This is a genomic window from Streptomyces marianii, assembly GCF_005795905.1.
GTDB lineage: Bacteria > Actinomycetota > Actinomycetes > Streptomycetales > Streptomycetaceae > Streptomyces > Streptomyces marianii.
Map to the genome: position 1 here is coordinate 2,807,079 of NZ_VAWE01000001.1, position 14,088 is coordinate 2,821,166.

The window sequence follows — 14,088 nt, forward strand, 5'->3', positions numbered from 1 at the left end:
ACCCGCCGGCCGGGCAACTCCGGGCTGCGGTGCCGGACGGGTTGAGGGTCCCGTCCCGGCGCCGCGGCCCGCGGGTCTTTCAGGGGCCGGAGCGCGGCATCGGGAACCCCGGCGCGCGGACCGGCGGCGGTCCGAACCCCCGGCGGCGCGGGTCAGCGCGTCTCCGTGATCTCGACGAGGGCCCGCGGGGCGTCGGCGTCCTGGCGGCGGGCGACGGTCGGCTCGTAAGCCGGCAGCTGGAGCGGAAGGATCTCCGGCAGGCACTTGGCGTGGAGCGCGGCGCTGTCGGACGTGCCGCGCGCGGTCGGCAGCACGGACCTGGGCTTGCGCTCGGCGATCGCGGCGGCGGCCTCGTGGATTCGCGGCGCGCCCTCGGCGAGGATCCGGCGCAGGACCGCGGGCTGTTCAGCCACCTCCCCGGCCATGATCCGGCCCGGCCGTTCGCCGCGCCCCCGGACGTCGCGGTGGACATGGCGTGCGCCTCCCGTACGGTCCGGGGCCGGTCGGCCACGGGGCACCGCTCACCCGCCGGCCGGGATTCACCGGGGGGCCACTCCACTCTGCTAGATTGGTCTATACCACATGACCTCTCAATCGATCGGCAGGCCCAGCGTGGAAGTTGTCATCGTCCAGGACGCCAAGGCAGGCGGGGAGCTCATCGCGCGGGGCATCGCGGAACTGCTCCGCCGCAAGCCCGACGCACTGCTCGGGGTGGCCACGGGATCGACACCGCTGCCCGTCTACGAGGCGCTGGCCTCGGAGGTCCGGGCCGGGGCCGTGGACGTCTCCCGGGCCCGGGTAGCGCAGCTCGACGAGTACGTGGGGCTGCCCGCCGGGCACCCCGAGTCGTACCGCTCCGTGGTGCTGCGCGAGGTCGTGGAGCCGCTCGGGCTGAGCCCCGACGCGTTCATGGGCCCGGACGGCGGCGCGGACGACGTCCGGGCCGCCTGCGCGGCGTACGACGCGGCGCTGGCGGCGGCGGGCGGTGTCGACCTGCAGCTGCTGGGGATCGGCACGGACGGGCACATCGGCTTCAACGAGCCCTGCTCCTCGCTCGCCTCGCGAACGAGGATCAAGACACTGACCGAGCAGACGCGTGTGGACAACGCACGCTTCTTCGAGGGCGACATCGAGCAGGTGCCGCACCACGTCATCACCCAGGGCATCGGGACGATCCTCGAAGCCCGGCACCTGGTACTGCTCGCCATCGGGGACGGCAAGGCCGATGCTGTCGCGACGAGCGTGGAGGGCCCGGTCGCGGCCGTGTGCCCCGCCTCGGCGCTGCAGCTGCACCCGCACGCGACGGTGGTGGTCGACGAGGCCGCCGCGTCGAAGCTGAAGCTGGCGGACTACTTCCGCCACACGTACGCGAACAAGCCCGCCTGGCAGGGTCTGTAGCACGGACGGCACCCGGGCCCGCCCCGAGAGCACGGGCACGGGGCCGGAGCGCGGAGTGCGAAGGGCCGGGCGGGGACGCGCGCCGGCCGCCGGGCCACCGCGCGGACGAACGGCGATGCCGGGCCGCCCGTCGATCGGGCGGCCCGGCATCGCCGTTTTCGCGACCGGGCTCGACGGCCGGCGCGCGGCCGTCCTCCTCCGGTGTCCGGCCGCCGGGACGTCCGGGCCCCCGGTCCGGTGGCCGGGCCGGGCGGGGCGCCCTCGGTCCGGCCGCCGGACACGCCCTTGCGGGGCCGCCGGGCGCGTGGTCCTCAGGTACCGGTGACGGCCTCCGCCGCCGCGACCCCGCAGACCCGGGCAGCGCCGTGGGTGGCCACGTGGAGCGCCCCCCGGGGCGGAGCGGCGTTGAGCCCCATCTCCACGACGATCGTGTCGGGGCGGGCGGCGACGAGGGCGTCCAGGGACTGCGACATCCACGGGTGCCGGTGGGCGTCGCGGACGACGGCCACGACGCGGCGGCCGCCGGCCGCCAGGAGGACGTCGTCGACGGCGGCGTCCGCGTACGCGCCGGTCTCCGTGCCGGGGAACAGGCGGGCGAGTTCCGCCGCGACGCCCCACGGGGTCTCGTCACCGACGGCGATGTTGGCCACGGGCGTGAACGCGGCGACGTACGGCGCGGTGGTCAGCGGTTCACGGGGGTACCGCCCCACCGTCACGCGCACGGCCCGGCGCGCGGCCGTCAGGCCGATCTCGGCGCCGGGCGCGGTCCCCTCCTGTGAAGCCGCGCCCGGCCCCGATGCCGCCCCCCTGGCCCCCCTGGTCCAGTCCGCGAGCGCACGCACCCGCGCGGCCGCGTCGGCCAGTCGCTCCTCGGGCAGCTCGCCCCTGCGTACCGCGGTGACCAGCGCGTCGCGCAGTCGCAGCACGGTGTCCTCGTCGGCCAGGCCGCCGCCCACACAGATCGCGTCGGCACCGGCGGCGATCGCGAGGACGCTGCCGCGCTCGATCCCGTGGACCGCCGAGATGGCCTGCATCTCCATGCCGTCGGTGACGATCAGTCCGTCGTAGCCCAGCTCCTGGCGCAGCAGTCCGGTGAGGATCCGCGGGCTCAGGGTCGCCGGGCGATCCGGGTCGAGCGCGGGTAGCAGGATATGCGCGCTCATGACGGACTTGGAACCCGCCGAAACGGCCTCCCGGAAAGGCCGCAGCTCACGGGAGTGCAACGTGGCCAACTCCACATCGATCCGCGGCAGGGCGTGGTGCGAGTCGATGGCGGTGTCACCGTGTCCCGGGAAATGCTTGGTACATGCAGCGACTCCCGCGGACTGGAGGCCGTGGACGTACGCGGCGGTGTGCCGGGCCACCAGGGCGGGGTCGGGTCCGAAGGAACGCACCCCGATGACCGGATTACTCGGATTCGAGTTGATATCGGCCGATGGGGCCCAGTTGAGGTCCACTCCGCACGCGGCGAGCCGGCGGCCGAGCTCCGCGGCCACCGCCCGGGTCAGCTCGACGTCGTCCACCGAGCCGAGCGCGTAGTTGCCGGGGAACGAGGAGCCGGTACGGACCTCCAGCCGCGTGACGTCGCCGCCCTCCTCGTCGATCGCGACGAGGACGTCCTCGCGTTCCGCCCGCAATCGGGCCGTGAGAGCCGTGAGCTGTCCGGGCGAGACGATGTTGCGGCCGAACAGCCCGACGGAGGAGAGACCTTCGCCGATCCGGCGCAGCAGCCAGTCGGGTGCCGTGGTGCCGACGAAGCCGGGCTGCAGCACGGCGAGGGCGTCACGGGTGAGCGTGTCGGTGCGGTCCACGAGCGTTGTCATGAAAGGCGTCATCCCTTCACTGCGCCGGCCGTCAGACCCGCGGCCATCTTGCGCTGGACGAGGAGGAAGAGGATCACGATGGGGACGGCCATCATCGTGGCGCCGGCCATCATCGGCGCGTACTCGGTGCCGTGCTTGGTGGTGAAGTTGCCGAGCCAGACGGTGGCGGTCTGGTTCTGCTGACTCATCAGCATCAGCGCGTACAGGTACTCGTTCCACGCCTGGATGAAGCCGTACACCGACGTGGCCACCATGCCCGGAGCGAGCAGCGGGAAGACCACCCGCACGAAGGCGCCGGTACGGGTGCAGCCGTCGACCATCGCCGCCTCCTCCAGTTCCCTGGGGATGTTGACGATGAACCCGCGCAGCGTCCACACCGTGAAGGGGAGGATGAAGGTGAGGTACGTGATGATCAGGCCGGTGAGCCTGTCGTACTGGCCCAGGTCGTTCAGGAGCAGGAAGACCGGGATGATCATCGCGACCAGCGGGACCATCTGGACGGCCAGGATGCCCACGATCACGATCTTGCGGCCGCGGAAGGCGAAGCGTGAGATCGCGAGCGCCGCCAGCATCCCGACCACGATGCCGATGAGCACCACGGCCAGCGAGACGACGAGGCTGCGGCCGACCGGTCCCCAGAAGTCGGCGACGTCGAAGGCACGCGAGAAGTTCTCCAGGGTGAAAGTCCCGGGGAAGAAATGCGGGTCCGGGTCGATCGCGTCCTTCGCGGGCTTGAAGGCCGTATTCAGCATCCAGTAGACGGGGAAGCCGGCGGCGACGAAGACCAGCAGACCGAGCAGGTTCCAGCCGAGCCGGCCGCGGCCGGGCCTCCCGCGGCGGCTCGGGGCGGCGCTCTTGGTCACGGCGCTCACTCGACTTCTCCGATCTTGAGCATCTGGCGCATGTAGACGGCGACCACACCGAGCAGCAGGACGACCGTCACCAAAGCGATCGCCGAGCCGCCGCCGTAGTCGTTGACCACGAAGGCCTTGTCGTACGAGTACGTCGTCAGCAGCTGGAACTCGGCCTCCGGGCGGCCGCCCCGCATCACGAAGACCTGCGGGAAGACGCCCATGTCCCAGATGACCGAGAGGGTCGTGAGCATGACGATGATGGGCTTGAGGACCGGCAGGGTGACGTAGCGGAAGACGCCCCACGAGCCGGCGCCGTCGAGCCGGGCCGCCTCCTCGAGTTCCTTGGGCACCTGGGTGAGACCCGCGCTGAGCGTGATCACCACGAAGGGCACGGCGCCCCAGACGACGAGCAGCATGATGACGGCGAGGCCCTGCGGGCCGCTGGCGAACCAGTTGTGCCCGATCATGTCGACGCCGGGCAGCCTGCTCAGCAGCCAGTTGAGCACGCCGTAGTCGGTGTCGAACAGCCATTTGAAGATGGCGGTGGCGACGATGACGGGCATGCCCCAGCTCGCCACCAGCGCGATGTTGACCAGGGTCTTCACCCAGCCGGACACCCGCTGCAGCAGCAGGGCGGTCAGCATGCCGAGGACCATGGTGAGAATCACCGCGCCGCCCGCGAAGACGATCGTGCGGACGACGACGGCCCAGAACTCCCCGTCTCCGAGGATCTTGGTGAAGTTGGCGAAGCCGACCGACTCGGGCTCCTGGAATCCCCAGAGCTGCGGCTGCCCGAACTTCTGGAACGCGAGGGTGACGAGCCGGGCCAGCGGATAGCCGAGGACCAGCAGCAGGACGAGCAGGCAGGGGGCGAGCAGGGTCCACGGGAGCGCGGCCCCGCCGGCCGCGCGCCGCCGCACGGCCGACCTCCCCGCTCCCCCGGTCCCCCCGCCGGCGCCCGGGACTGTTGACGGCCGCGTCGGCGGCACCTTGGCAGTGGTTGTGTCTGCGGCACTCATCGGGCGCTCCCAGCGGTCCCTCTCCTCGTACGGGAGCAGGGCTCCGTCGTCGACGACGGAGCCCTGCCGGAAGGTCACTTGCTGTTGATGACCTTGTCGATCGCCTCGTCGGCCGCCTTCGCGGCCTCCTCGACCGACTTCTTGCCGGTGCCGATCTCCTGGAGCATCGTCTTCAGGGTCTGGGCCTTCTCCACCTGGCCCCAGCCGGGTGCCATCGGGACGAACCAGTTGGACTCGGCGGCCGTCGCCGGAACAACCGTCTTCGGGTCGTTCTTCAGCGTCGCCAGATCCGTCTTGTTGTTGGGCAGGTTGCCCTTGGCGAGCAGGCCCTTCTGCCCCTGGGCGCCGGTGAAGGCGTTGATCCACTCGGCGGCGACGCCCTGCGCCTTGGACTTGACCGGGATGGCGAGGTCGGAGCCGCCGAGGAAGACCGGGAGCGGCTGACCGGACGGGCCGGGCATCACGAAGGTCTCGAGCTTGTCGGCGAGCTTGCCGACCTTGTCCGTCTCCGGGGCCGCCGCGGCGCCGCCCTCCCACGCCGCGCCGAAGATGGCCGCCGAGTTGCCCTGCCCGAAGACGATGTGACGGTCGGACTCGTCCTTCGTCTTGTCGCCGTGCATGTACCTGTCGAGGATCGACTTGTACTCGTTGAGACCCTTGACGGACTCGGGCGAGGAGAGGTTGGCCTTCCACCTGCCACCCTCGTTCTCCGCGATGGAGCCGCCGGCACCGTAGACGAAGGACATCGCGGCGTACCAGTCGGGCGAAGGCTGGTACCAGGCGCTGAACTTGGCACCCTTCTTCTTCTGGATCTTGTCCAGGGCGGCGGTCAGCTCGGCGTACGTCTTCGGGGTGGCCTTCACGCCGACCTCGGCGGCGATGTCCTTGCGCCAGGTGCCGACACGGCCACCGGCGTAGTAGGGGACGCCATAGGTCTTGCCGTCGTAGGTGACGGACTCCTCAAGGCCGTCGAGCCAGGCGTCGGACTGGTCGAACTGCTTCGGGTCGACCTCGGCGAAGGCGCCCTTGACCATGTAGCCGAGCATCTCCGTGTTGCCCATCTCGACCACGTCGGGGGCCTTGTCGGTGGCGAGGACGGCGTCGAGCTTGGCGTTCTTGTCCGGCCAGCCGTAGTACTCGTGCTTGATCCTGATGCCGGGGTGCTTCTCGGCGACCGCGTCGTCGGCCGCCTTGACCAGCTCGGGCCAGTTGTTCTGGGCGTCGACCGTCAGCCACACGGTGAGCTCCTCGACGTCCGCCCCCGCCTTCTCCCCGCCCTCGTCGCCGTCACCACACGCGGCAAGGCCGACCATCATGCCCGCGACGCCGATCGCCGCGATGAGCTTGCGCTTCACGCCACCCTCCTCAGGGATGCTGCAACCCCCCGCCCACCGCGAGGACATACGGAGCCAGACGCCGAGTACTGCTCGTGGGGCTGGGACTTGGTCTTTAATGGTTTAGACCAGTACCCGGAGCTTGGCCTAGACCTTTAGGGGTGTCAAGGGTGTATAAGAAGGGCTGTCGTGTCCGTTATCGGACCGACACCTGAGGGAGGGCGACGACCCGTGACCGGACCGTGCCACCATGTGAGCCGCAAGCAACGGAGGAGCCGGTGACGGCAGCACCACACGAGTCGGGAAGGCAGGCCATGGCCACGGACGGGGCCGGCACCGAGCCGGAGAACGGGACGGCGACCCGGACCGCGCGCGTGCCCAAGTACTACCGGCTCAAGAAGCACTTGCTCGACATGACGGAGACGCTGCCGCCCGGCACGCCCGTCCCGCCGGAGCGCACACTCGCCGCCGAGTTCGACACCTCGCGCACGACGGTGCGTCAGGCACTCCAGGAACTCGTCGTCGAGGGACGGCTGGAACGCATCCAGGGCAAGGGCACGTTCGTCGCCAAGCCCAAGGTCTCCCAGGCCCTCCAGCTGACCTCGTACACCGAGGACATGAAGGCGCAGGGCCTGGAGCCCACGTCGCAACTGCTGGACATCGGCTACGTGACGGCCGACGACACGCTCGCCGGACTGCTGGACATCGCGCCCGGCGGACGCGTCCTGCGTATCGAGCGCCTCCGGCTGGCGAGCGGCGAACCGATGGCGATCGAGACCACGCACCTCTCGGCGAAGCGCTTCCCCGCCCTGCGGCGGTCGCTGGTGAAGTACACCTCGCTCTACACCGCGCTGGCCGAGGTGTACGACGTCCACCTCGCCGAGGCCGAGGAGACCATCGAGACTTCGCTGGCCACCCCTCGTGAGGCGGGCCTGCTCGGCACGGATGTCGGTCTGCCGATGCTGATGCTCTCCCGGCACTCGCTGGACGCAGGCGGCGAGCCCGTGGAGTGGGTACGCTCGGTCTACCGCGGCGACCGCTACAAGTTCGTGGCCAGGCTGCAGCGGCCCGAGGCGGGCTGAGCGCCCCGCCCGCACAGGCACCGGCGGAAGCCCCGGCGGTCCGCCCCGCGGGCCGGGGCCGCCCTCCGTGGGCAGCCCCGGCCTGCGCGCTCCGACGGGTCCTCACTCCGGGCCTCCGCACCAGTCGTTGCCGTACCGATACGTGAGCCGGGGGTGACGCTGACGGAACGGTCGCCTAGATTGCCTGCGCGTTGCAGGTGATCACGACGGGACGGGAGCCACACCATGGCCGAGCCGGCACCATCGAACACATCCCAGCGGAGAACCACTCCGCGGTCCATCGCAGTCTGGGTCCTCGTCGCACTGGTGGGCGCGGCCGGCTGGAGCGTGCTCGCCCTCGCTCGGGGCGAGGAGGTCTCCGCCGTCTGGATGCTGGCGGCCGCGCTCGGGTCGTACGCCATCGGCTACCGGTTCTACGCGCGCTTCATCCAGTACCGCGTCCTCAAGGCCGACAGAACCCGCGCCACCCCCGCGGAACGCCTTGACAACGGTGTCGACTTCTACCCGACCGACCGGCGGGTGCTCTTCGGCCACCACTTCGCGGCAATCGCCGGAGCCGGACCGCTGGTCGGACCGATCCTCGCCGCCCAGATGGGCTACCTCCCGGGCACGATCTGGATCATCGTCGGCGTGATCTTCGCCGGCGCCGTCCAGGACATGGTCACGCTGTTCTTCTCCACTCGCCGCGACGGCCGTTCGCTCGGCCAGATGGCGCGGGACGAGATCGGTCCCTTCGGCGGCGTCGCGGCCCTGATCGCCGTCTTCGCCATCATGATCATCCTGCTGGCGGTGCTGGCGCTGGTGATCGTCAACGCCCTGGCACACTCGCCGTGGGGTGTCTTCTCCATCGGCATGACGATCCCGATCGCCCTGTTCATGGGCGTCTACCTGCGGACGCTGCGGCCGGGCAGGGTCACCGAGGTCTCGGTCGTCGGCGTCGCTCTGCTGCTGCTCGCGATCATCGCGGGCGGCTGGGTCGCCGACTCCTCCCTGGCGGGCTTCTTCACCCTGGAGCCGAGCACCCTGGTCGTATGGATGGTGATCTACGGATTCCTGGCCTCCGTACTCCCGGTCTGGCTGCTGCTGGCGCCGCGCGACTACCTCTCCACCTTCATGAAGGTGGGCACCATCGTGCTCCTCGCGCTGGGCGTGGTCATCGCGATGCCGACGCTGAAGATGCCGGCCGTCACCGAGTTCGCGGGCAACGGCCAGGGACCGGTGTTCGCCGGCTCGCTGTTCCCGTTCGTCTTCATCACCATCGCGTGCGGTGCCCTCTCCGGCTTCCACTCCCTGGTCTCCTCGGGCACCACCCCGAAGATGATCCAGAAGGAGACCCAGATCCGGATGATCGGCTACGGCGCGATGCTGACCGAGTCGTTCGTCGCGGTGATGGCGATGATCTGCGCCTGCATCCTCGACCCGGGACTGTACTTCGCGATCAACTCCCCCGCCGGGGTCGTCGGTACCACGGTGGACTCCGCCTCCCAGGCGGTCGCGAACCTCGGCTTCACCATCTCCCCCGAGCAGTTGACGCAGGCCGCGAAGGACGTCGAGGAGGCGAGCCTGCTCTCCCGCACCGGTGGCGCGCCGACCTTCGCGCTCGGCATGTCGGAGATCTTCTCCGCCGTCATCGGCGGCGGTGGACTGAAGGCGTTCTGGTACCACTTCGCGATCATGTTCGAGGCACTGTTCATCCTCACCACGGTCGACGCGGGCACCCGGGTGGGCCGCTTCATGCTCCAGGACACGCTGGGCAACGTCTACAAGCCGATGAAGCAGGTCAGTTGGAAGCCGGGCGTCTGGTTCGCGAGCGCGGTGGTCGTCGGCGGCTGGGGCTACTTCCTCTGGGTCGGCGTGCACGACCCGCTCGGCGGAATCAACCAGCTCTTCCCGCTCTTCGGCATCGCCAACCAGCTCCTCGCGGCCGTCGCCCTGGCCGTCTGCACCACGCTGCTGGTGAAGTCCGGACGTCTCAAGTGGGCGTGGGTCACGGCCGTCCCGCTCGCCTGGGACGCCACGGTCACCCTCACCGCCAGCTGGCAGAAGATCTTCTCCGGCGACCCGAAGGTGGGCTTCTTCGCCCAGCGCGACAAGTACCAGGCGGGCATCGACTCCGGCGAGGTGCTGGCTCCGGCGAAGTCGATGGACGACATGCACACCATCGTCACCAACTCGACCGTCGACGGGGTGCTCTGCGCACTGTTCGCCCTGCTCATCGTGGTGGTCCTGGCCGACGCCGGCCGGGTCTGCTTCAAGGCGGTCAGCGAGCCCGAGACCGTCCGGCTCGCCGAGGTCCCGTACGTCGAGTCGAAACTGGTCGCGCCCGCCGGGCTGTTCCCGACCAAGGAGGAGAAGGCGGAGCTCGCGGCGGTCGGTGCGGGCGCCGAGGCTGCGGGCACGGCAAGGCGTGAGTAGCGTGGGAGTCATGGCTGCGGTGAGCGGAGTACGGCGGGCGGTGGACTGGGTCCGCTGGTACGTGCGCGAGGTCTCGGGCGAGTCGGTGTACGACCGTTACGTGACCCATGCACGGTCGCACGACCCCGACGCGGAGGTCATGTCCCGCCGCGAGTTCGAACGCCGCCGCATGGACGAGCGGGAGTCGGACCCCCGCAAGGGATTCCGCTGCTGCTGAACGCCCCCGCCGGCGGACGCACACGGGCCTCCGCGTTCCCTCCGGGAACGCGGAGGCCCGTCGCCGTGACCGTGGAGCCCTCGGCCCGGCTTCGCACGGACGCCCGGACCGGCCGGCCACCCGTGCCCGCCCGCCACGCGTGCCCTGGGCCCCGAGCGGGGCCACGACACAACATGTGGGGGGTTCCGCAACTCACCGCCCCCACATGTATGCTCATGCTCGCTGTCGCCGCAGGGGAATCCGGTGGGAATCCGGAACTGTCCCGCAACGGTGTGACGGCGTGCGCGGGGCCTGTTCCAGGTCCTCGTACGCCCGTGAGTCCGAGGACCTGCCGACGGTGCGCCCGGACCGTCCGGCTCGGGTGCCCAGACGTCCGGGCCTCGCGGAATAGGCCGGTGGACGCGGTCCACCCTGCCCGGGTGTGCGTCCGTGCCCCCTGCCCCGCCGGCCCTCAGCCGAGCGAGGGAGAGCACCCCGTGACCATCGCGCCGCCCGATCCTGCTTCAGCGCAGCTCGCCGACGGACCAGGCACCGCGCTCCTGCGGACCCTGACCGAGCTCACCGCGGACCTGCCCGACGCCGACCCCGGCCGGGTCGCCGCCGCCGCCCTCCGGGGCCGGCACGCGGGCTCGGACGAGGCCGAACTGCGCGAACTGGCCACGGAGGCGGCCGCCGGCCTGATCTCCGAGGACCCGGCGTACTCCCGGCTCGCGGCCCGGCTGCTCACCCTCACCATCGCGGAGGAGGCGGCCGGGCAGGGGGCGACCGCGTTCTCCGCCTCCATCGCCGTCGGAAGCCGCGAAGGACTGATCGCGGACCGCACGGCCGCGTTCGTGCGGGCCCACGCCCGGCGCCTCGACTCGCTGGTCGACCCGGCCGCCGACGACCGCTTCGGGTACTTCGGCCTGCGCACCCTCTACAGCCGCTATCTGCTCCGGCACCCCATCACCCGCGAGGTCATCGAGACCCCGCAGTACTTCATGCTGCGCGTCGCCTGCGGTCTCGCCGAGGACGAGTCCCCGCGCGCGCTGGACGAAGTGGCCTCCCTCTACGGGCTGATGAGCCGCCTCGACTACCTGCCGTCCTCCCCCACGCTCTTCAACTCCGGCACCCGGCACCCCCAGATGTCGTCCTGCTACCTGCTGGACTCGCCGCTGGACGAGCTGGACTCCATCTATGAGCGCTACCACCAGGTGGCACGGCTCTCGAAGCACGCCGGCGGCATCGGGCTGTCGTACTCCCGCATCCGCTCCCGCGGTTCGCTCATCCGCGGCACCAACGGGCACTCCAACGGCATCGTGCCCTTCCTCCGCACACTGGACTCGTCGGTGGCGGCCGTCAACCAGGGAGGCCGGCGCAAGGGCGCGGCCTGCGTCTACCTGGAGACGTGGCACGCGGACATCGAGGAGTTCCTGGAGCTGCGCGACAACACGGGCGAGGAGGCGCGCCGCACGCACAACCTCAACCTGGCGCACTGGATCCCCGACGAGTTCATGCGCCGGGTGAACGCCGACGCCGAGTGGTCGCTGTTCTCCCCCGCGGACGTGCCCGACCTCGTGGACCTCTGGGGCGACGACTTCGACGCCGCCTACCGCAGGGCGGAGGCCGCCGGGCTCGCCCGCCGCACCATCCCCGCCCGTGAGCTCTACGGGCGCATGATGCGCACCCTCGCCCAGACCGGAAACGGCTGGATGACCTTCAAGGACGCCTCCAACCGCACCGCCAACCAGACCGCGGAGCCCGGCACCGTCGTCCACTCCTCCAACCTCTGCACCGAGATCATCGAGGTCACGGACGACGGCGAGACCGCCGTGTGCAACCTCGGCTCGGTCAACCTCGGCGCGTTCGTGGTGCGGGACGCCGCCGACGGCGAGGACGTGATCGACTGGGAGCGGCTGGACGACACCGTCCGCACCGCCGTCACCTTCCTCGACCGGGTGGTCGACATCAACTTCTACCCGACCGAACAGGCCGGCCGCTCCAACGCCAAGTGGCGCCCGGTGGGCCTCGGCGCCATGGGCCTCCAGGACGTGTTCTTCAGCCTGCGCATGCCCTTCGACTCCGCCGAGGCGAAGGCCCTGTCGACGCGGATCGCGGAGCGGATCATGCTGGCCGCCTACGAGGCGTCCTGCGACCTCGCGGAGCGCAACGGGCCACTCCCGGCCTGGGAGCGGACCCGCACCGCCCGCGGGGTGCTGCACCCCGACCACTACGACGCCGAGCTCGCCTGGCCGGAGCGCTGGGCCGCACTGCGCGGGCGCGTCGCCGCCACCGGCCTGCGCAACTCGCTCCTCCTCGCGATCGCGCCGACGGCGACGATCGCGTCGATCGCGGGTGTGTACGAGTGCATCGAGCCGCAGGTCTCCAACCTCTTCAAGCGCGAGACGTTGTCGGGCGAGTTCCTCCAGGTGAACTCCTATCTGGTGGACGACCTGAAGAAGCTCGGCGTCTGGGACGCGCAGACGCGTGAGGCGCTGCGCGACTCGGGCGGCTCGGTGCAGGGCCTGAACTGGATCCCCGCGGAGGTCCGGGCGTTGTACCGCACCGCCTGGGAGATCCCCCAGCGCGGCCTGATCGACATGGCGGCGGCGCGCACGCCGTTCCTCGACCAGTCCCAGTCGCTGAACCTGTTCCTGGAGACGCCGACCATCGGCAAGCTCTCCTCGATGTACGCGTACGCGTGGAAGCAGGGCCTGAAGACCACGTACTACCTGCGTTCCCGTCCCGCGACCAGGATCGCCCGCGCCGCCTCGGGCGCGGCGCCGGCCGCCGCCATCCCCGTCCAGCAGGCCGCCGACCCCGATGCCGTCGCCTGCTCCCTGGAGAACCCGGAGTCCTGCGAGGCCTGCCAGTAGCTCCGCCCGCCATCCGCACACCACCGCTGGAGGACGGCGCCCCGCGCCGACTGCTATGAACGACAAGAACCTGCTCGACCCGGGCTTCGAGCTGACGCTGCGCCCGATGCGCTACCCGGATTTCTACGACCGCTACCGGGACGCCATCAAGAACACCTGGACGGTGGAGGAGGTCGACCTCCACTCGGACGTCGCCGACCTCGCCAAGCTCACCCCGGGCGAGCAGCACCTGATCGGTCGCCTGGTCGCCTTCTTCGCGACCGGCGACTCGATCGTCGCGAACAACCTCGTGCTGACGCTGTACAAGCACATCAACTCCCCCGAGGCGCGCCTGTACCTGTCGCGGCAGCTCTTCGAGGAAGCCGTGCACGTCCAGTTCTATCTGACGCTGCTGGACACCTATCTGCCCGATCCCGAGGACCGCGCCGCGGCCTTCGCCGCGGTGGAGAACATCCCGTCGATCCGGGAGAAGGCCCAGTTCTGCTTCCGGTGGATGGACTCGGTCGAGAAGATCGACCGGCTGGAGACGCAGGCCGACCGCCGCCGCTTCCTGCTGAACCTGATCTGCTTCGCGGCCTGCATCGAGGGACTGTTCTTCTACGGGGCCTTCGCCTATGTGTACTGGTTCCGTTCGCGGGGTCTGCTGCACGGGCTGGCGACCGGGACGAACTGGGTGTTCCGGGACGAGACCATGCACATGGACTTCGCGTTCGAGGTCGTGGACACGGTCCGCAAGGAGGAGCCGGAGCTCTTCGACGACGCGCTCGGCCAGCAGGTCACGGACATGCTGAAGGAGGCGGTCGAGGCGGAGCTGCAGTTCGCCCGCGACCTGTGCGGCGACGGTCTGCCGGGAATGAACACCGAGTCGATGCGCGAGTACCTGGAATGCGTCGCCGACCAGCGGCTGAGCCGGCTCGGCTTCGCCCCGGTGTTCGGCTCCCGGAACCCCTTCTCCTTCATGGAGCTGCAGGGCGTGCAGGAACTGACGAACTTCTTCGAGCGCCGGCCGTCGGCGTACCAGGTCGCCGTGGAGGGCACGGTCGATCTGGACGAGGACTTCTGAGGACGGCGCCCGGCGGAGCCGGGTGTAC

Annotated in this window: 10 protein-coding genes, 1 pseudogene and 1 riboswitch; of the genes and pseudogenes, 6 read left to right on the plus strand and 5 right to left on the minus strand. The window is 70.5% G+C overall.

Translation table 11 applies throughout. The features are described from left to right. Positions 1-173 precede the first annotated feature (173 nt). Positions 174-425: pseudogene (locus FEF34_RS12525) on the minus strand (SIS domain-containing protein); the annotation flags it as partial. A 187-nt stretch (positions 426-612) separates the two neighbouring features. On the opposite strand from FEF34_RS12525, the gene nagB reads away from it, so the two are divergent. Beyond that, positions 613-1,398, plus strand: coding sequence for a glucosamine-6-phosphate deaminase (nagB, locus tag FEF34_RS12530; protein WP_138057439.1), 786 nt, complete (start codon positions 613-615; stop codon positions 1,396-1,398). 311 nt (positions 1,399-1,709) lie between these two features. On the opposite strand, the gene FEF34_RS12535 is transcribed toward nagB, so the two are convergent. The 4 genes from FEF34_RS12535 to FEF34_RS12550 all read right to left on the minus strand — a co-directional run bounded on the left by FEF34_RS12535 (position 1,710) and on the right by FEF34_RS12550 (position 6,449). Beyond that, entirely contained in the window at positions 1,710-3,221 is a 1,512-nt protein-coding gene (locus tag FEF34_RS12535) for a glycoside hydrolase family 3 protein (protein WP_138053258.1), read from the minus strand. A gap of 8 nt (positions 3,222-3,229) precedes the next feature. Continuing rightward, a complete protein-coding gene (locus FEF34_RS12540; protein WP_138053259.1) occupies positions 3,230-4,093 on the minus strand; it encodes a carbohydrate ABC transporter permease in 864 nt (287 codons plus the stop codon). Beyond that, complete coding sequence (locus FEF34_RS12545) at positions 4,090-5,094, minus strand: carbohydrate ABC transporter permease (protein ID WP_138057440.1); 1,005 nt, start codon at positions 5,092-5,094, stop codon at positions 4,090-4,092. Before FEF34_RS12545 ends, FEF34_RS12540 begins: the two co-directional genes overlap by 4 nt. A gap of 74 nt (positions 5,095-5,168) precedes the next feature. Continuing rightward, positions 5,169-6,449 (minus strand): extracellular solute-binding protein, encoded by a 1,281-nt coding sequence (locus FEF34_RS12550; protein WP_138053260.1) that lies wholly within the window; start codon positions 6,447-6,449, stop codon positions 5,169-5,171. 293 nt (positions 6,450-6,742) lie between these two features. Here FEF34_RS12550 and FEF34_RS12555 point away from each other — a divergent pair, with 293 nt between their 5' ends. The 5 genes from FEF34_RS12555 to FEF34_RS12575 all read left to right on the plus strand — a co-directional run bounded on the left by FEF34_RS12555 (position 6,743) and on the right by FEF34_RS12575 (position 14,060). Beyond that, positions 6,743-7,510 carry a GntR family transcriptional regulator gene (locus FEF34_RS12555; protein WP_138057441.1) on the plus strand — a complete coding sequence of 256 codons (768 nt, stop codon included), beginning with the start codon at positions 6,743-6,745 and terminating at the stop codon, positions 7,508-7,510. Between the two features lie 225 nt (positions 7,511-7,735). Continuing rightward, on the plus strand, positions 7,736-9,925 hold the full coding sequence (locus tag FEF34_RS12560) for a carbon starvation CstA family protein (RefSeq protein ID WP_138053261.1): 2,190 nt from the start codon (positions 7,736-7,738) through the stop codon (positions 9,923-9,925). A 10-nt stretch (positions 9,926-9,935) separates the two neighbouring features. After that, the gene (locus FEF34_RS12565) at positions 9,936-10,142 is read left to right on the plus strand and encodes a YbdD/YjiX family protein (RefSeq protein WP_171052929.1); all 207 of its coding nucleotides are present in this window, start codon (positions 9,936-9,938) and stop codon (positions 10,140-10,142) included. A 209-nt stretch (positions 10,143-10,351) separates the two neighbouring features. Beyond that, positions 10,352-10,492: riboswitch (cobalamin riboswitch) on the plus strand. A 126-nt stretch (positions 10,493-10,618) separates the two neighbouring features. Then, a complete protein-coding gene (locus FEF34_RS12570; protein WP_138053262.1) occupies positions 10,619-12,997 on the plus strand; it encodes a ribonucleoside-diphosphate reductase subunit alpha in 2,379 nt (792 codons plus the stop codon). 55 nt (positions 12,998-13,052) lie between these two features. Then, positions 13,053-14,060: a ribonucleotide-diphosphate reductase subunit beta gene (locus FEF34_RS12575; protein ID WP_138053263.1), complete on the plus strand. Its 1,008-nt coding sequence runs from the start codon at positions 13,053-13,055 to the stop codon at positions 14,058-14,060. Positions 14,061-14,088 lie beyond the last annotated feature (28 nt).

Excerpts from the sequence above, each read along its gene's own strand:
- FEF34_RS12560 (WP_138053261.1), top strand. The coding sequence starts at position 7,736 with ATGGCCGAGCCGGCACCATCGAACACATCCCAGCGGAGAACCACTCCG.
- FEF34_RS12565 (WP_171052929.1), top strand. The coding sequence starts at position 9,936 with ATGGCTGCGGTGAGCGGAGTACGGCGGGCGGTGGACTGGGTCCGCTGG.
- FEF34_RS12575 (WP_138053263.1), top strand. The coding sequence starts at position 13,053 with ATGAACGACAAGAACCTGCTCGACCCGGGCTTCGAGCTGACGCTGCGC.
- FEF34_RS12555 (WP_138057441.1), top strand. The coding sequence starts at position 6,743 with ATGGCCACGGACGGGGCCGGCACCGAGCCGGAGAACGGGACGGCGACC.
- FEF34_RS12545 (WP_138057440.1), bottom strand. The coding sequence starts at position 5,094 with ATGAGTGCCGCAGACACAACCACTGCCAAGGTGCCGCCGACGCGGCCG.
- FEF34_RS12535 (WP_138053258.1), bottom strand. The coding sequence starts at position 3,221 with ATGACAACGCTCGTGGACCGCACCGACACGCTCACCCGTGACGCCCTC.